The following is an 18,475-nucleotide window of genomic DNA, read 5'->3' as shown; positions in this document are numbered from 1 at the left end:
GGATTTCTCACTAATGAAGCTAGTTATGTCCCAGCCTCAAAAATCCCTATTTTTAGTTTTCTTCAGCTACTTTTGAATAACGTTTTGTGTGAAGTAGCATGAAATAACCGAAAGTAATAACTAAGAATACTACTAGGAAGCCTAATAGAACTCCGTAGTTTTGCATTAAGAATGATGTATCACCAGTTGAGATACTTGCTTTAAATGCTGAAACAGTATATGTCATTGGCAATAGTTTATTAAATACTTGTAATGGCTCTGGGATTAACTCAAGTGGGAATGTACCTGCACTTGTTGTAAGTTGTAAAATTAATACAACAATCGCCATAAAGCGTCCTGGATCACCGAAAATAGATACTAACATTTGGATTAAAGCTAAGAATACATAGCTTGTTAATAATGCTGTTAAGAAGAAGTATCCTAAACTGTATACTTCAAGGCCTAAGCCCCATTTTACAATAACCACTGTTAATATAGTTTGAATTAAGCCGACTATTGCTAATACTGAGACTTTACTTGTAAACCAAGTTGCCCCATTTTTTGGACGGATTGCTGGTTCCACTAATGGGAACACGATAGAGATTAATAATGCACCAACGAATAAGCCAAGTGAAATAAAGTATGGTGAGAAACCTGTTCCATAGTTAGGTACATGGTTAACAGATTCTTTTTCAACCTCAACTGGGCTACCTACCATATCATATGTGTCTTTACCAGAATGAACTTCTTTCGCTTTATCACTTGCTTCACCTAGTTTGCTAGATAAAGTTGATGTACCATCTACAAGTTCAGTAGTTCCATCAGCAAGCGTTTTAGAACCTTCTGCTAATTCACCTGATTTAGATGCAAGTGTTGATGTACCTTGATTCAATGTTTTTGAACCACTTGCTAGCTCATTTAAACCTGAAGCCAATGTTTTAGAACCAGTTACGGCTGTCTTAACACCAGCATTTAATTCCCCTAATTTTTGAGCAAGTGTTGCATTACCAGCTTGAAGACCTTTTGCTCCTTCGACTAATGCACCACTTTTTGATGTTAACTCATTAGCACCCGCTAACACTTGTGATTGACCTGCTGCAATTTGTGATGCACCAGAACTTACTTGGTTAGCACCAGCTTGTAATTTTTCTGTACCAGCAGTTAAAGAACCTAAGCCATTATGCACGCTTGCACTTCCTGCTTGTAGCTCTCCTAATGTTTGTTTTAATACTGCCGCTTGCTCTTCAGGCAATGAAGCCATCATACCTTCTAATTGTTTTGATAAAGCAGTGATACCTGCTTCTACTTTTGCAGAACCAGCTGTTAATTGACTTGCTGCACCATTTAATGCGCCTGCATTTTCAGCAATTGATGCTGCGCCTGCACTAATTTGTTGTTGTTTATCGTTAATTGTAGCTAAACCTGCTTGAACCTTTCCTACACCTTGTGTATATTGTGATACACCTTGTGAAAGAGTTGTTGCTCCAGATGCTGCTTGTTGTGCACCTTGTTGTAATTGTCCAGTGCCGTCTTGTATTTTCACTAGACCAGTAGATAAGTCATTTGCACCTTTTGCAGCGTCTCCAGCACCTTTAGTAATTTTATCTGTACCATTTGATAATTCAACTGTGCTTGATGCTAGTTGCTCAAGATAACCTTTTAAATCTTTTGCACCATTAGCTAAAGTTTTAGCACCTTCATCTAGCTTACTAGAGCCATCAGCAGCCTCTGTAAAGCCATCTCCCATTGTTGTAATAGAATCAAATAACTTTTCTGCATAAGTAGCAGAAACTTGTTTATTCACTTCCGCACGTATTTTTTCCATTGCTGATTCACCAATTTGTGCACTCAGGAAGTTTAATCCTTCATTCGGAATATAATTCATGACTAATTTAGAAGGTTTGTCATCTAATAATGTAGTCGCATGCTCAGAGAAATTTGTTGGAATTTCTAGAGTCATATAATAATCTCGACCATTTAGGCCTTTTTCAGCTTCTTCTTTGGATACTTCAACGAATTTAAATTGCTCACTCTCGACAAGATTTTTAACCAAATCTTTACCTACATCTAATTTAACGCCTTCCATTTCAGCGCCCTTATCTTGGTTGACAACAGCTACTGGTAAATTCGGCAGGCCTGCATACGGATCCCAGAACGCCCATAAAAACATGCCTGCGTACATGACTGGGATAAATAATACAGCGATAATCGAAACAAGCATTTTTCTTGTTTTAAAGATTTTCAGCCACTCAGCTTTAATCATAAGTTTTCTTCACTCCTATTATATTTGACCGAAAACGTCAGTCGGTCAGTTTTATTCAAAAAAAAACCTAAATCTTCCCTAGACTGTCATTGATTCATCTTTTAGCTCAGTCGAATCAAGTTAGAACTAGCCCACGGAAGATCGTTTCCTTGAAAAGATTTGAAATCTTTTCTTCAGGAATAATATCGCCATGTAGCTCCTGCCAATCAACGATAAATGCTAGATACGCTTTTAACAACAGATAGCTTACTAATTCTGCATCACAGTCTTTAATTTCACCTTTAACGATACGTCTTTGAATTAATTCAGTAACGTAGGATAAAATTTCAGTCTCAATGCGAACTAAAACTTGTTTAACTGCTGGCGTTCGTAGCTCCTTTTCTTCCTCTAATAATTTTGCAAATAAAAGATGTTTTTCACGGAACTGCAGTATTTTCATTAAAGCATTATGCGCATTGTCCATAAAGCTAGCGGATGCATCCAACACTGCATCTGCTTCTGCTTGCATCTCTCTTACAAGTGACATAGCTATCTCTTGAAATAAAATTTCTTTATTTGCAAAGAATGTGTAAATCGTCCCTTTGCCGACGTTGGCGATTTTAGCCACTTGCTCCATTGTTGTAGCCTTGTAACCAAACAATGTAAAGGATTTTGCAGCTGCTTCAAGAATTTCCTGCCTACGATCCATTAATAACATCCTTTCTTGTTATGTTATGTACATGCCTTTGTACACGAAAATGATAATGACCAGAAAACCATTTCGGTCATCTGGTCATTATCATATTCCTATTTTAAAAATAATGCAAGCATTTAATTGTGATTTTTTTCACTTTTTTCGTGATCACTATGCTCAGAAGTATCATTACCGTGATTCATCATATTATGATCCATACTATTGTTATTTGCTTTTTCATCCTCTGGTAAAACTTTCGTCATATCAGGGCTGCCAGCCGTAATTTGTTGCTTCGGCATATTATGAACGCCATTAGCAGTTGTATGAGCATACATATAATATACCCCATCGTGTTCAAATGTAGTCGTCGCTTTATAAACGCCATCTTTCTCTAATTTACCGTCAATCATTTGCCCTTGATCACGTTTACCAGATTCCCATACCTCAAATTGTACAACTGCATCATCAACTTTTTTGCCGCCTTGTTCAACTTGCGCAGCAAGATCTATCGTTTCATTGATTGCTACTTCTTTCGGTGTTAAAATTTCAACTTCTGGTATTTGAGCTACCTCAGGCTCTGGTAAATCTGCTGACTCTTTCTTTTCTCCGCATCCTACTAACAATGCAGGTACCGCAACTAATGCTAATAACCATTTTTTCATGTTTTATTCCTCCATTAACGGCAATGTAATTTTTACAACTGTGCCTTTTTCAACTTCACTTTCAATCTCAATTTTGCCATGCAACTGCTTCAACAATTGTTCAACAATTGACAAGCCTAGCCCACTGCCACCATCTGCTCGACTCCGCGCTTTGTTGACACGATAAAAGCGCTCAGTTACATGCGACAAATCCTCTTGAGGAATACCCATTCCATAATCCTTAATGATAATTTGTGCACTATCATTATCCTCAAAAGCAGTAATTTCAACCTTTGACTGTTCATACGAGTAATTAATGGCATTTTCAATAATATTTATAAAAATTTGTTTCAGCTTTACTTCATCTGCTTTGATGATTAATGCATCATCAGCATCCAAATGGAGTGCAATGTTCTTCTTCTCTGCCTGATGAGTTAATATTTTTTGAACCTCACGTAATGTTTCGGCAAGAGGAATTGGATATAAAGTAATTTCTGCTTTTTCATTTTCCATTCGAGCAAGTTGAAGCAATTCATTCGTTAAACGTTCCATACGATTTGCCTCACGTACAATCAGTTGGATCGTTTCCTCTTTTTGGTGTTCTGGAATAATGCCATTCTGCATTGCTTCACTATACCCTTTTACATAGCTAATGGGTGTCCGTAGCTCATGTGAAACTGTCGCTAAAAACGTTTTTTGAGCCTCATCCTCTTGTTGAATCGCCTCTGCCATTTGATTAAAGGTGCTTGATAGTCTTCCGATTTCATCTTTTGAATGAACTGGCACACGTGTTCCATAGTTTCCGTATGACATCTGCTCAACAGCTCTTTGTAAATCGCTTAATGGCCGCATAATATGACGAATTCCTTTATAAATTAAATAGCTGATAATAATTAAAAAGATAAAAGCACTGACAAATAAGAAAATGACTTCATTATTCGCTAACTCACTAATTTTTGCTAGAGGGAAGTATATATAAATAATCCCTTCGAGCCTATTTTGATCTACTAGCGGAAGTACTACAGAAATTAGCTGTCTATCAAATCGGGGTTCATACCCAATTTTTTGTACATATTCACCTGCAAGTAATTGTTGTCGCTCTTCTGGACCAATTAATGTTTCGAAATCAATATCAAACGGTACACAGGCACTTAGTTCTCGCGGATTTCTTACTGCAAAAATATTTAAATTCGAATAATTAGCATAATGTTCAATATCTGCAATAAATTCATCCGTCACCTTACTGCCGGTATACATCGTTTGAAGCTTTGTCCCTATTTCTACCATCGTCTCTTCAGTGTCTTCTACATAAAGTCGTTCATATAAATAATCAGTTAGGACATACATAAAGACAACGGTAATAATCAAAAATGAAAAGATTAATAGCCAAATGCGTGTTGAAATCTTTTTCATTCGCCAGGATCAAAGCGATAGCCCACTCCCCAGACGGTTTGAATATGGCCCGCCGCTTCCTTTCCAAGCTTTAGACGTAAGGTTTTTATATGAGTGTCAACAGTTCTTGTTCCCCCTACATAATCAATATCCCAAATGCGTTCTAGTAATTGTTCCCTTGTATAAGCATTTCCAGGATTATTCATAAATAAATGTAATAGTTCAAATTCCTTTAAAGTAAGCGGAACACTCTTTCCATCTACAGATACCTTTCGTGCAATCTCATCTATTTTAATAGGTCCTAATATTACGTATTTTTGCTGTAAGTCTTCAATATTAGTACCACTTCTTCTTAGCACAGCATGGATTCGCGCAACTAGCTCATCATTTGTAAAGGGTTTTACAATATAATCATCTCCGCCTATTGTTAAGCCTTTAACCTTATCTTCGTTTGCATCACGTGCTGTCAGGAAAATAATTGGTACATTCGACATCGCACGTATACTTTGACAAACCGCAAAGCCATCTTCATGCGGCATCATCACATCAAGTAAAACTAAATCAATTTTTTGGCGTACAATAATATCGTAGGCTTCTGTACCACTCGCTGCTGTTACGGTCTCAATTTTTGCATTATGGAGCATCATTTCTATTAAATTACGCATATCTTGCTCATCATCAACAATCAATACAGTTGTCACATTTTTTCCTCCCTCACTAACAATTGAAATGCACCTTTCCCCACATCAACTGTTTTTTTCACCTGACCTTCTTTTATGAAATACAAAGTATGGTCATCATAGCCAGCGACAACAATATAATCTTTAAACTGATTTACGACAAATGGATTAGCTCCTACCTCTTGCTGCCATTTCACATTTCCATCAAAGTCGGCAACATATAGTTCATTACGACCATGACTAACAACCAGAACAGCATCCTTTGTTTTAGTTAATCCAACAGGCATTAAAGGCATTTCTATCTCCCCATGTTTGACGCCTGTTATTAGATCATATTTTTTAACAGAGTTATTTGGTTTACTTCCTTCTCCATGGCCACCAATCCATAGTTCATTTTTCTCTTCAAGAATTGCTATTCCATGTGATGATTTTTGAATCGGCCACTCTTGTTCAACTTCTAGATTCTCAATATTTAACACCGATAATTTCGTATCTTTATAATTAATCACATATAGCTTATCTTTATAAGCTGCCATTGACATAGGATAATTACCAAGCTTCTGTGTTGCCAGTTCGTTGCCTTCTTCATCAAAGCTTGTCACTGTATTCGTTTTGCTATTCGTAATAAAAAACTGTTTTCTATTTTCAGCATAATACGCATTCGTTGAACCAAGCTGTACTTTTTTAGAATAGAGCTTCTTTCCGGTTGATAATGTATAGACGTCAATTTCATTTAATTGATGACCATACAATAACACACGATCATCTCCGAGAAGTATTGCCCCTGAGTAAGCTTTATCTAATAACCATGTTGCTATCCCATTACCTTGTTCATCTATAAAATCTAGCGAAGGCTCTTGTATATTTAAGGACGCAACAAAATTCTGATCGCGTTCAATAGGCTTAAACGATTTCTCCGTACATCCTACTAGCAATACAAGCTGTACTAAAGAAAAAATGAAGAATGCCCATTTTTTCAACATCATCACCTCTGTTTCTTAACTATACTTCACAATTGTGAAATTCACGTGAAACTTGAAAGGTAAATTTATGACAAAGAAAATAAGCAAATTTCACAATTATTATTATGTAATGCAACATCTACGAGCATTTATCCAACCCCAAAATTATAGTAGCACATATACTACATAGATTATGGTGAGGAGGAATCAACTTTATGGTGTCAATCAGCTTATGTATGATTGTGAAAAATGAAGAAGATGTCATCGGTAGATGTCTAGCATCTGTAAAAGACTTAGTCGATGAGATTAATATCATAGATACAGGCTCTACCGACAATACGAAGCAAATTGTGAAACAGTTTACAGATCGTATTTTTGATTTTGAGTGGATTCATCATTTTGCAGCTGCAAGAAATTTTTCATTCCAACAAGCAACAAAAGAGTATATTTTATGGCTAGATGCGGACGACGTATTATTAGAGGAGGATCAGGAAAAATTTAAAGCACTAAAAGAAGCCTTAACTCTTGATATAGATGCCGTTTCGATGAATTATAATTTAAGCTTTGATAATGAAGGAAATGTAAGTTCTCTATTAAGACGATATCGCTTAGTAAGAAAAGATAAACAATTCCAATGGATAGGTGCCGTACACGAATATTTAGAAGTCGGTGGAAGCCTATTGGATAGTAATATTGCTGTCAGCCATTTACCACTTAGTCATGATCATACGCGGAATATTAACATCTATAAGCAATTAGTTGAATCAGGAGAACCACTCTCTCCAAGAGATACATTTTATTATGCAAACGAATTACTAGATCATGGACAATTTGAGGATGCAATATTTTACTATGAAACGTTTTTAACTTCTAAACTAGGCTGGGTAGAAGATAATATTCGAGCCTGTTTCAAATTAGCAGATTGTTATTCTCATATAAATGATACAGAAAATAATTTAAGTTCCATTTTAAGAAGCTTTGAATATGACATTCCACGTCCAGAAGCGTGCTGTAGACTCGGTTTTCATTTTATGGAACAAGCCAAAAACTATGAAGCAATATTTTGGTATGAACAAGCACTTCTCATCAAGCAAAATCCTAACGCCCCTTTTCAAAATAAAACCTTTACAACATGGTTGCCTCATTTACAACTTTGTGTCCTCTTTGATCGGTTACAACAATATGAAACTGCCAACGCACATAATGAATTAGCCAGATCCTTTTTACCAAATGATGAAAGAATACTGCACAATAAAACATATCTTGATCGTATTTTAAATAAGGGTAATGAAAAATCTTAATTTTCTTCTATATTCATGGGAATTGAGATAATTTTTTAATTCTAGTATTAGGTTATAACTATACATTGAATAAAAATACTTTTATCACTTTCGATATTTTTAAGAAACCAAGGAGTTAACTGTCTATTTCGCCTTTTCCCTCTATGAATACGATATTTTGAGAGAGGAGGTGAAACAATGCATTTTGGAAAATTTAAAGATAGCATTTGCAGCAAATGCAATACATTCCCATGTTGTTGTAGTCCTTGCGCCGCTCAAAGCTGTCCTATTTGGCCAGTTAAACCTACTGGAAAAACTGGTCCTACAGGAAGTACCGGTGCGACTGGCGCGACCGGGGCTACTGGCGTCACTGGAGCTACCGGCTCTACCGGGGCACGCGGTGCTACTGGCGTCACTGGGGTTACCGGCTCTACCGGGGCACGCGGTGCTACTGGCGTCACTGGGGCTACCGGCTCTACCGGGGCACGCGGTGCTACTGGCGTCACTGGAGCTACCGGGGCACGCGGTGCTACTGGCGTCACTGGGGCTACCGGCTCTACCGGGGCACGCGGGGCTACTGGCGTCACTGGAGCTACTGGGGCTACCGGGGCACGCGGTGCTACTGGCGTCACTGGAGCTACTGGGGTTACTGGCTCTACTGGGGCTACCGGTTCTACTGGTGTCACTGGGGTTACTGGGGCTACTGGGGCGACAGGAGTTACTGGGGCTACTGGCTCTACTGGTGTTACTGGGGTTACTGGGGTTACTGGGGTTACTGGGGTTACTGGGGTTACTGGGGTTACTGGGGTTACTGGGGTTACTGGGGTTACTGGGGTTACTGGGGTTACTGGGGTTACTGGGGTTACTGGGGTTACTGGGGTTACTGGGGTTACTGGGGTTACTGGGGTTACTGGGGTTACTGGGGTTACTGGGGTTACTGGGGTCACTGGGGCTACTGGTTCTACTGGTGCTACAGGTTCTACTGGTGTCACTGGGGCTACAGGAGTTACTGGTTCTACTGGCGTTACTGGTGTCACTGGGGCTACTGGGGCTACAGGAGTTACTGGGGCTACTGGTATCACTGGAGCTACCGGTGTTACTGGGGCTACAGGAGTTACTGGTGTTACTGGTGTTACTGGTGTTACTGGTGTTACTGGTGTTACTGGTGTTACTGGTGTTACTGGTGTTACTGGTGTTACTGGTGTTACTGGTGTTACTGGTGTTACTGGTGTTACTGGTGTTACTGGTGTTACTGGGGTTACTGGTGTTACTGGTGTTACTGGTGTTACTGGTGTTACTGGTGTTACTGGTGTTACTGGTGTTACTGGTGTTACTGGTATCACTGGAGCTACTGGTGTTACTGGTGTTACTGGTGTTACTGGTGTTACTGGTGTTACTGGTGTTACTGGTGTTACTGGTGTTACTGGTGTTACTGGTGTTACTGGTGTTACTGGTGTTACTGGTGTTACTGGCTCTACTGGTATCACTGGAGCTACTGGTGTTACTGGCTCTACTGGTGTCAATGGGGCTACTGGTGTTACTGGTGTTACTGGGGTTACTGGGGTTACTGGGGCTACTGGGGTTACTGGGGCTACTGGTATCACTGGCGCTACTGGTATCACTGGCGCTACTGGTGTTACTGGTTCTACTGGTATCACTGGAGCTACTGGTGTCACTGGGGCTACTGGTATCACTGGAGCTACCGGGGTTACTGGGGCTACCGGAGTTACTGGTGTTACTGGTGACACTGGGGCTACTGGAGTTACCGGTTCTACTGGCGTTACTGGTGTCACTGGGGCTACTGGAGCGACTGGGGCTACTGGTGTGACTGGTGCAACCGGAGTTACCGGTTCTACTGGGGTTACTGGGGTTACCGGGGTTACCGGAGTTACTGGGGCTACTGGTGTTACTGGGGTTACCGGAGTTACTGGGGACACTGGGGCTACCGGCGTTACTGGAGTTACTGGCGTTACTGGTGTCACTGGTGTCACTGGGGCTACTGGAGCTACTGGGGCTACTGGTGTTACTGGTGCAACCGGAGTTACCGGTGTTACTGGTGTTACTGGTGTTACTGGCTCTACTGGTGTCACTGGGGCTACTGGTATCACTGGAGCTACTGGTGTTACTGGCTCTACTGGTGTCACTGGCTCTACTGGTGTCACTGGGGCTACAGGTTCTACTGGGGCTACAGGTTCTACTGGGGCTACAGGTTCTACTGGTGTCACTGGGGCTACTGGTGTGACTGGTGCAACCGGAGTTACCGGTTCTACTGGGATTACTGGGGTTACTGGGGTTACCGGGGTTACCGGGGTTACCGGAGTTACTGGGGCTACTGGCGTTACTGGGGTTACCGGAGTTACTGGGGCTACTGGCGTTACTGGGGACACTGGGGCTACCGGTGTTACTGGTGTTACTGGCGTTACTGGTGTCACTGGTGTCACTGGGGCTACTGGAGCTACTGGGGCTACTGGTGTGACTGGTGCAACCGGAGTTACCGGTGTTACTGGTGTTACTGGTGTTACTGGTGTTACTGGTGTTACTGGTGTTACTGGTGTTACTGGTGTTACTGGTGTTACTGGTGTTACTGGTGTTACTGGTGTTACTGGTGTTACTGGTGTTACTGGTGTTACTGGTGTTACTGGTGTTACTGGTGTTACTGGTGTTACTGGTGTTACTGGTGTTACTGGTGTTACTGGTGTTACTGGTGTTACTGGTGTTACTGGTGTTACTGGTGTTACTGGTGTTACTGGTGTTACTGGTGTTACTGGTGTTACTGGTGTTACTGGTGTTACTGGTGTTACTGGTGTTACTGGTGTTACTGGTGTTACTGGTGTTACTGGTGTTACTGGTGTTACTGGTGTTACTGGTGTTACTGGTGTTACTGGTGTTACTGGTGTTACTGGTGTTACTGGTGTTACTGGTGTTACTGGTGTTACTGGTGTTACTGGTGTTACTGGTGTTACTGGTGTTACTGGTGTTACTGGTGTCACTGGGGCTACTGGAGTTACCGGTTCTACTGGCGTTACTGGTGTCACTGGGGCTACCGGAGTTACTGGGGCTACTGGTATCACTGGGGCTACCGGAGTTACTGGGGCTACTGGTATCACTGGAGCTACTGGGGTTACTGGCTCTACTGGTGTCACTGGGGCTACCGGAGTTACCGGTTCTACTGGCGTTACTGGTATCACTGGAGCTACTGGTGTTACTGGGGCTACCGGTTCCACTGGTGTCACTGGGGCTACTGGAACAACAGGCACTACTGGAGCTACTGGCATTACAGGCGCGACTGGCTTTACCGGAGTTACTGGGATTACTGGGATTACCGGACCAGCATTTACAGAAGGTTTCTCAGCTTTCGTTAATGGTTTAACAGTAAGCGCTTCTACTACAATTACTAACTGGAGTGTTGCAGCTCCATATTTCACAACACCAGCATTCAATCCAGTGACCGGAATTTTCACTGTTCCAACAACCGGAAGATACGCTTTTGAAGCAACAATCAACTACTCAACTACTGCAGTAATTACCGTTGGCTTAGGGGCTGGCATCAATCCATCATTTGAAATTCGCAGAAACGCAGCAACAAGTTTAATAAGCGGGCTATTCCCTTTATTAAATGTAAATATTGTTGCCGTATTGAATTTACGCACTATCCTTGGTAATGGGACAGTAACATTGGCTGGAGAAGTCGAGTTAAATGCAGGTGATACCATTGATTTATTCTACAATGCTAACGGTTTAACGATAGGGCTTACTCTTGGAGGAGCTAACTCTGGCGGTATTGTATGGTCATGTCACCGAATTTCATAGCATTAAATCTTTACTGGGAAAGTAAAAACTTACTTTCCCAGTTTTTACTTTGAGACATCTTACTTGTGCAATTTAGAACTTTGCACTATTCAAATTTCAAAATAAAAAAGTAGTACAAACACTGATCTACAAGTTTGTACTACTTACTGATAACCATTTATTTCTCACAAGAATCCCCGAACATTTCCTTCAACATTTCTTCAGCAACATTTTTACCTTGCTCAACGCACTCAGGTATTGATATTCCTTCGAAGGAACTCCCCGAGAGCTTAACAGTCGGAAAATGTTCACGTAATTCTTGCTTTGAACGTTCAACCTTAGCCTCATGTCCTACCGTATACTGTGGCATGGCATTTTTCCAGCGCGAAACTACAGTCATAAACGGTTCTCCATCTACACCAATTGTTTTCATTAAATCCTGCAATACAGTCTTTTCAATTTCTGTATCAGATAACGCTACAATTGCCTCGTCGCCTACTCGGCCAATATAACTGCGTAACAGCACATAATCATCTGGCGCTGTGCCAGGCCACTTACGGTTAATCCAAGTACAAGAAGTTATTGAAAAATCACTATTTCGGGAGACAAAAAATGATAACGCATCTAGATCACCTAACTGATCTTTTTTAAATGCCATTGTCACAGTAGCAATAGTTGCTGCCTTCATCGTACTCAATTCATTTAATAACTGGTGTTTACTGAACATTTTTCTCGCCACATTAAATGGTGTAGCAATAATAACAGCATCTGCTTTTAATTGTGTAAAATTGTTTAACACAACTTGGACAGTCCCATCCTTGCCATGCTCAATCTCCTCAACTTTAACACCCTTCATAACTGTCCCAGGAAGTAGTGATTCTTCGAGTTTTTCGATAAGTGTCTCCAGACCATCATTAAATGTTTGAAAAATCCCCTTATCTTTCGTATTGGGTTTGTTACTTAAAAAATTCGTACCAGACTTTTTCATACCAATAAGTAGGCTACGATATTTCTGCTCTAATCCATAGAGCTGTGGGAATGTAGAGCGCATGCTTAACTGCTCAATATCACCAGCAAATGTTCCTGCAAGTAGTGGCTCTACTAGATTTTCTACAATTTCAGCACCGAATCTTCTTCTAAAAAATCGCCCTAATGGTTGGTCATCATTCTGTGCAGAACGAGGGATGAAAAAATCCCCCGCCGCACGAACTTTCCCGCTAAGTGAAAACAATCCTGATGTAATAAATGACGAAACATGTGGTGTTGCCCCGGACAAAAGACTACTTGGGATTGGATACAATTGACTACCAACGGCAACGTAAGTCGGTCCTGTATTGCTTGTAATCATTTCCTGTTCAATGCCTAAATCCTTTGCCAGAGCATATACATAGTTCTCACGATCAAAAAAAGATTCTGGACCTCGCTCGATAATAAAGCCATCTTTTCTCAGTGTTTGTATTTTTCCGCCAAGACGTAATGACGACTCGACAAGTACGATATCTAACGGCAATTCTTTTGCGCTTGCTTCTTTTTGCAAATAGAACGCAGCTGTGAGGCCAGTAATACCACCGCCTACAACAACTACCTTTCGTCTTTTCTGAGTCACCAACATCATCACTTTCTTTTCGCTTAGCTTAATTTTTTATGAATGGCATCAACCATTGCATCAATAAATAACGGGTGTGTATTTGGCATTGCTGGACGATAATATTTCGCGCCAAGTTCATCACAAACAACTTTACATTCATAATCGTTGTCATATAAAACTTCTAAATGTTCTGTTACAAAGCCAACTGGCGTATAAACGAAAGAACGGAAGCCCTTTTGCTCATAAAGTTCACGAGTTAAGTCTTGAACATCTGGACCGATCCATGGCTCAGGTGTTTGTCCTGCTGATTGCCAGCCAACTTCTACATTATTTACACCTGTTGCTTCTTTAATTAGTCGAGCCGTCTCAATTAATTGATCTTCATATGGATCGCCTAGCTCTTTAATTTTCTCTGGAAGTGAATGTGCAGATACGATTAAACATGCTTTTTCACGTTCTTCATCAGACATTGCATTAAACGTTTCATTCACTTTCATTTTCCAATACTCGATGAATTTTGGTTCATCATACCAAGATTCTACAGAAGTAATTGTTAATCGATCTCCAGCCGCTTCTGTTGCACGACCATTATATGATTTAATGGAGAATGTTGAGAAGTGAGGAGCTAATACGATAGAAACTGCTTCTTTAATACCTTCTGCTACCATTCCTTCCACAGCATCTTCAATGAATGGGTGAATATGCTTTAAGCCGATAAATAATTTATATTCCACATTATCTTGCACTTCATTCAAGCGTGCACATAAAGCCTCAGCCTGCGCTTTTGTAGCAGCAGCAAGTGGTGATAAACCACCGATTGCCTCATAACGACCGCGTAAATCTTCTAAATGCTCTTCTGATGGTTTGCGACCGTGGCGAATATGCGTATAGTAAGGTTCGATGTCTTCTTCTTTATAGGGTGTTCCGTATGCCATAACTAATAAGCCTTTAACTTCTTTCATTACCTTTTCACCTCTAAATAATAATTAAATATATCTTTAATCGTACAGTATGTGACAAAAAGAAGCTGTCCAATTCATTAGGTTGGACAGCACCCTTTCTACGATGAAAACGAGATATCGTTCATAGAAAAGAATTATGAGAGTTAATGTCTTGTTCGATCTATATTAAGAGCGTGCTTGGATTTGTTGGGCACTATACTCATGAACAAGAGCTGTTAAACGTTTCAACACTGCTGGGTCTACCTCTGGGAATACACCATGACCTAAGTTGAAAATATGTCCTGGCATTTCTAAGCCTTGATCGATAATGTCTTTTGTGCGTTTTTCAATAATTGACCAATCAGCAAGTAATAGTGATGGATCTAAATTACCTTGTACTGGTTTAGTTATACCGTTTGCACGTGCTTCTTTAATTGGTAAACGCCAATCTAAGCCAACAACATCAACAGGTAAATCATTCCACTCTTTCGCTAAATGACTTGCACCTACTCCAAACTGAATAAGTGGCACATTTTCTTTTTTCAGCTCAGCAAAAATACGTGTCATAATCGGTTTAATGAAAACACGATAATCTTCAACATTTAAAGCACCAACCCAAGAGTCAAATATTTGGATAGCTTTTGCTCCCGCTTCTACTTGAGCAGAAATATCAGAAATAATCATATCAGCTAATTTGTCCATTAATGCAAACCAAGCTTGAGGCTCTGATACCATAAATGATTTTGTTTTATTATAGTTTCTTGAAGGACCACCTTCAATCATATAGCTTGCGAGAGTAAATGGTGCACCTGCAAAGCCGATTAGAGGTACATTCAGTTGTTCCTCAGTTAACATTTTTATCGTTTCTAAAACGTACGGTGTATGTTCTTTAGCATTGAATTCGCCTAGTTTTTCTATATCAGCGATTGAGCGAATAGGATTTGAAATTACAGGACCTACACCTGCTTTGATTTTTACATCTACCCCAATACCAGGAAGTGGTGTAACTATATCTTTGTATAAAATCGCTGCATCAACATTGTAATTTTCTACTGGTAATCGAGTTACATATGCACAAAGCTCAGGTTGAAGTGTAATTTCCTCTAAAGAATACTTTTCTTTAATCGCACGATATTCTGGTTGAGAGCGCCCTGCTTGTCGCATATACCATACTGGTGTATGTTCAGTTCTTTCTCCTCGTGCAGCACGTAGAAGAGTATCATTAAAAGTTGTCATGAATAGTTCCTTCCCCTCAATAAAATTCATATCGTAAAATTCTCTTGTTTATTCCGTTATTATTGATATCCGTTTTCAATAGTAAACGCTTCCTCTGTTATTGTATAGTTTTCATAGGGAAATGTCATAAAATTGTTCTTTCTATGGGATTTCTTTTTTGACAAAGCTTTAGACTTCCACTTAAATGGAGATAAATAACGCTGTATGCTATTAGCAATTTCGCCTTGGTGTAATTGTTGCTTCCGCACAAATAAACAGTGCGTCCGGATTTTGAATTGTGCTAGTACAATTCATTTCTGCCAAAAGATGAACATTCATAAGGAGGGCAATTTTATGTATATTTATTTAACTTCTGGAACAGGTGATTTTTTAGAACAACTAAAGAATAAATATCGAAACGAGGAAATGATTTTAATCCACGGTGAAGGTAACTCAGTGCTTATCCATGAAACCGAAGGAAAATCTGTTTTTGCCACACCTCGAAAGTTTGAAGTGCTGGATTCAGTAAATAATTTAGAAGAACGTGGCTTCTTTGTATTCAACAATATCCCCGTTACAGATGAAGGTCGACCAGTTTTTGAACATCGCTTTTTAAATCGAGCACGTGCTATAGAAGACGAGCCAGGCTTTGTAGCATTTCGACTACTTCGTCCATTAAATAGTGAAACATACATTGTCATGACACAATGGAACGGCCCTCATTCGTTTGAAGCATGGAAAAGCTCAAAGGCCTTTGCATCCGCACACGCTGAACGTAAAGAACCAACAGGTGTGAATCAGCAGAATATTTTCTCAGCAGCTTCCTATGTCACTACCTATAGCGCTGCTCCAAAAGAAGAAAACGAAGATTAGTTAGGGCGAGGATTCACAGCTTTCGGCAGGTATCCTCCTTGTGTGCGGGGGTATTCGCTGCTCTTCCGCAGGTATTCCACTCGGTTTCGCGAGTATCGGCTGCTCTTCCGCGAGTATTCCACTCGGTTTCGCGAGTATTTGCTGCTCTTCCGCGAGTATTCCACTCGGTTTCGCGAGTATTTGCTGCTCTTCCGCGAGTATTTCACTCGGATTCGCGAGTATCGGCTGCTCTTCCGCGAGTATTCCACTCGGTTTCGCGAGTATTCGCTGCTCTTCCGCAAGTATTCCACTCGGTTTCGCGAGTATTCGCTGCTCTTCCTAGAGTATTCCACTCGGTTTCGCGAGTATTCCCCGAGTGCGCGTGTATTTACTTCCCTTCCGTGGGTTTTAAAGCTGACCCGCGGTTTATCCAGTTAGTGAAACTATTATGCTATTAATAAAAATCTAGGATAATCTGTTTAAGGAGGTTTTACTGTGAACCAACATCTACTTGAAAAGATTGATGCCCATTTTGATGAAATGGTGGCGATTCGTCGTCATCTACATATGCATCCGGAGCTAAGCTTCCAGGAGCAAGAAACTGCTAACTATATTATTCAATTTTACGAAAATCTAGGCGTGCCTGTTGAAGCTAATGTTAGTGGCTACGGTTTAATTGCACGGATTCAAGGAAGCAAGCCTGGCAAAACGATTGCCTTACGTGCAGACTTTGATGCGCTGCCTATTCAAGATGAAAAAGATGTACCATACAAATCAACTGTGTCTGGCGTTATGCATGCTTGTGGGCATGATGGTCATACAGCTACTTTGTTAATTATCGGTAAGCTATTGTGGGAAATGCGCGATGAATTAGCAGGAGAATATGTACTAATTCATCAGCATGCTGAAGAGACTGATCCAGGTGGAGCAATTGGGATGGTACAGGCTGGAGCTTTGAATGGCGTTGATGCTATTTTTGGTACACATCTATCATCTAACCATCCAACAGGTATGATTGGCTACCGCGTCGGTCCAACGATGGCTGCTGTTGATAGTTTTGAAATGAAAATTCAAGGTCAGGGCGGTCACGGTGCTCATCCGCATCAAACAAAGGATGCGATCATTATTGGCTCTCAGCTTGTTATGAATTTACAACAGCTGGTTGCACGTCGTGTTGACCCAATCGAATCGGCTGTTTTATCAGTTGGTTCATTCGTAGCATCTAATGCTGACAATATTATTGCCGATACAGCCTATTTAAATGGCACAATCCGAACATTTAATAAGGATGTTCGTGAAACGATGGAACGTGAATTTAAACGGGTTATCCAAGGTACAGAAATTGCGCATGATTGTACAATTGAACTGGATTATCGTCGAGGCTACCCTGCAGTTGTAAATCATGAGAAGGAAACACTATTTGTGCGTAATATCGCACAGGATATTTGCGATGTTGCTGAAGTTGAAGCAAGTATGGGAGCTGAAGATTTCTCTTACTATTTAGAGGAAAAGCCAGGTACATTCTTCTTTACTGGAGCCAAGCCAGCTGAATATGCACCACATCATCATCCAAAATTCGATATAGATGAAAAAGGTATGCTCATTGCTGCAAAGGTGTTAATAACGGCAGCATTAGACTATCAATTAATAGAATAAAAAATAAGCTCATTTCTCCAATAAAAGACTTGGAGAAATGAGCTTTATTAATATCAATTATGCCTCGGCATAATTGCGTCCGGGATCGGCTTTGTGCTTAGGCCTGCAAATGTTTTTTGTGCGAAAGCGTAGCGGCAGCAAAGTGTTTTTGTCTGTGCGAAAGCGAAGCGACAGCAACAACAGGATGCAGGTCAGTTAGCCGTTATCGCATGGATGCGATGATTTTAGGCTAACATCCTTCATTAACTCCTTTCCGATTTCCGTGACATCCGCTGGGGGCTTTAGGCCAACAGATGTTTTTTGTACCGAAAGCGTAGCGACAGGTACAGATGTTTGTTGCACGAAAGCAAAGCGGCAGCAGCGTGTTTTTGTCTGTGCGAAAGCGTAGCGACAGCAAAAGGGTTTTAACTGCGCGAAAGCATAGCGGCAGCGGCAACACAGCACAAAGTTGGTCACTCAGTCGTTGCCACAGGACGTGGCGTTCTTAGATTGAGCTCCTCTATTTCAGCGGATGTTTGTATACCCGCTGAAGAGAACTTAAACCCGCATTCATCTCATCACCTA

Annotated in this window: 14 protein-coding genes; 4 read left to right on the top strand and 10 right to left on the bottom strand. The window is 40.6% G+C overall.

Annotation, left to right across the window (positions count from 1 at the left end):
* Window positions 1-52: 52 nt before the first annotated feature.
* From JNUCC51_RS15700 to JNUCC51_RS15675, 6 genes are all read right to left on the bottom strand, one after another.
* Entirely contained in the window at window positions 53-2,242 is a 2,190-nt protein-coding gene (locus JNUCC51_RS15700; RefSeq protein WP_337988807.1) for a YhgE/Pip domain-containing protein, read from the bottom strand.
* A gap of 115 nt (window positions 2,243-2,357) precedes the next feature.
* On the bottom strand, window positions 2,358-2,930 hold the full coding sequence (locus tag JNUCC51_RS15695) for a TetR/AcrR family transcriptional regulator (RefSeq protein WP_337988806.1): 573 nt from the start codon (window positions 2,928-2,930) through the stop codon (window positions 2,358-2,360).
* A gap of 122 nt (window positions 2,931-3,052) precedes the next feature.
* Window positions 3,053-3,577, bottom strand: coding sequence for a FixH family protein (locus JNUCC51_RS15690; protein WP_337988805.1), 525 nt, complete (start codon window positions 3,575-3,577; stop codon window positions 3,053-3,055).
* 3 nt (window positions 3,578-3,580) lie between these two features.
* Complete coding sequence (locus JNUCC51_RS15685) at window positions 3,581-4,969, bottom strand: sensor histidine kinase (RefSeq protein ID WP_337988804.1); 1,389 nt, start codon at window positions 4,967-4,969, stop codon at window positions 3,581-3,583.
* Window positions 4,966-5,649 carry a response regulator transcription factor gene (locus JNUCC51_RS15680; RefSeq protein ID WP_337988803.1) on the bottom strand — a complete coding sequence of 228 codons (684 nt, stop codon included), beginning with the start codon at window positions 5,647-5,649 and terminating at the stop codon, window positions 4,966-4,968. The genes JNUCC51_RS15685 and JNUCC51_RS15680 overlap by 4 nt, the downstream gene beginning before the upstream one ends.
* Window positions 5,646-6,611 carry a YncE family protein gene (locus tag JNUCC51_RS15675; protein ID WP_400909131.1) on the bottom strand — a complete coding sequence of 322 codons (966 nt, stop codon included), beginning with the start codon at window positions 6,609-6,611 and terminating at the stop codon, window positions 5,646-5,648. Before JNUCC51_RS15675 ends, JNUCC51_RS15680 begins: the two co-directional genes overlap by 4 nt.
* Window positions 6,612-6,805: 194 nt before the next feature.
* On the opposite strand from JNUCC51_RS15675, the gene JNUCC51_RS15670 reads away from it, so the two are divergent.
* A complete protein-coding gene (locus JNUCC51_RS15670; RefSeq protein ID WP_337988802.1) occupies window positions 6,806-7,891 on the top strand; it encodes a glycosyltransferase family 2 protein in 1,086 nt (361 codons plus the stop codon).
* A 177-nt stretch (window positions 7,892-8,068) separates the two neighbouring features.
* Window positions 8,069-11,680 (top strand): beta strand repeat-containing protein, encoded by a 3,612-nt coding sequence (locus JNUCC51_RS15665; protein WP_337988801.1) that lies wholly within the window; start codon window positions 8,069-8,071, stop codon window positions 11,678-11,680.
* Window positions 11,681-11,837: 157 nt separating this feature from the next.
* On the opposite strand, the gene hemY is transcribed toward JNUCC51_RS15665, so the two are convergent.
* From hemY to hemE, 3 genes are all read right to left on the bottom strand, one after another.
* Complete coding sequence (gene hemY / locus JNUCC51_RS15660) at window positions 11,838-13,274, bottom strand: protoporphyrinogen oxidase (RefSeq protein ID WP_337988800.1); 1,437 nt, start codon at window positions 13,272-13,274, stop codon at window positions 11,838-11,840.
* A gap of 14 nt (window positions 13,275-13,288) precedes the next feature.
* Window positions 13,289-14,209, bottom strand: a complete 921-nt coding sequence (gene hemH / locus JNUCC51_RS15655; protein ID WP_337988799.1) for a ferrochelatase — start codon at window positions 14,207-14,209, stop codon at window positions 13,289-13,291.
* Window positions 14,210-14,374: 165 nt separating this feature from the next.
* On the bottom strand, window positions 14,375-15,424 hold the full coding sequence (gene hemE / locus JNUCC51_RS15650) for a uroporphyrinogen decarboxylase (protein WP_337988798.1): 1,050 nt from the start codon (window positions 15,422-15,424) through the stop codon (window positions 14,375-14,377).
* Window positions 15,425-15,757: 333 nt separating this feature from the next.
* Here hemE and JNUCC51_RS15645 point away from each other — a divergent pair, with 333 nt between their 5' ends.
* Entirely contained in the window at window positions 15,758-16,276 is a 519-nt protein-coding gene (locus JNUCC51_RS15645) for an antibiotic biosynthesis monooxygenase family protein (protein ID WP_337988797.1), read from the top strand.
* On the opposite strand, the gene JNUCC51_RS15640 is transcribed toward JNUCC51_RS15645, so the two are convergent.
* Window positions 16,273-16,557: a hypothetical protein gene (locus JNUCC51_RS15640; RefSeq protein WP_337988796.1), complete on the bottom strand. Its 285-nt coding sequence runs from the start codon at window positions 16,555-16,557 to the stop codon at window positions 16,273-16,275. The two genes, JNUCC51_RS15645 and JNUCC51_RS15640, sit on opposite strands and share 4 nt — an antisense overlap.
* A 193-nt stretch (window positions 16,558-16,750) precedes the next feature.
* Here JNUCC51_RS15640 and JNUCC51_RS15635 point away from each other — a divergent pair, with 193 nt between their 5' ends.
* Complete coding sequence (locus tag JNUCC51_RS15635) at window positions 16,751-17,911, top strand: amidohydrolase (RefSeq protein ID WP_337988795.1); 1,161 nt, start codon at window positions 16,751-16,753, stop codon at window positions 17,909-17,911.
* The last annotated feature ends 564 nt before the right edge of the window (window positions 17,912-18,475 follow it).

The organism is Lysinibacillus sp. JNUCC 51 (genome assembly GCF_015999525.1).
GTDB classification, from domain to species: Bacteria; Bacillota; Bacilli; order Bacillales_A; family Planococcaceae; genus Lysinibacillus; species Lysinibacillus xylanilyticus.
The sequence above is the reverse complement of the archived record's forward strand: the minus strand, read 5'-3'. Positions and strand labels throughout refer to the sequence as shown.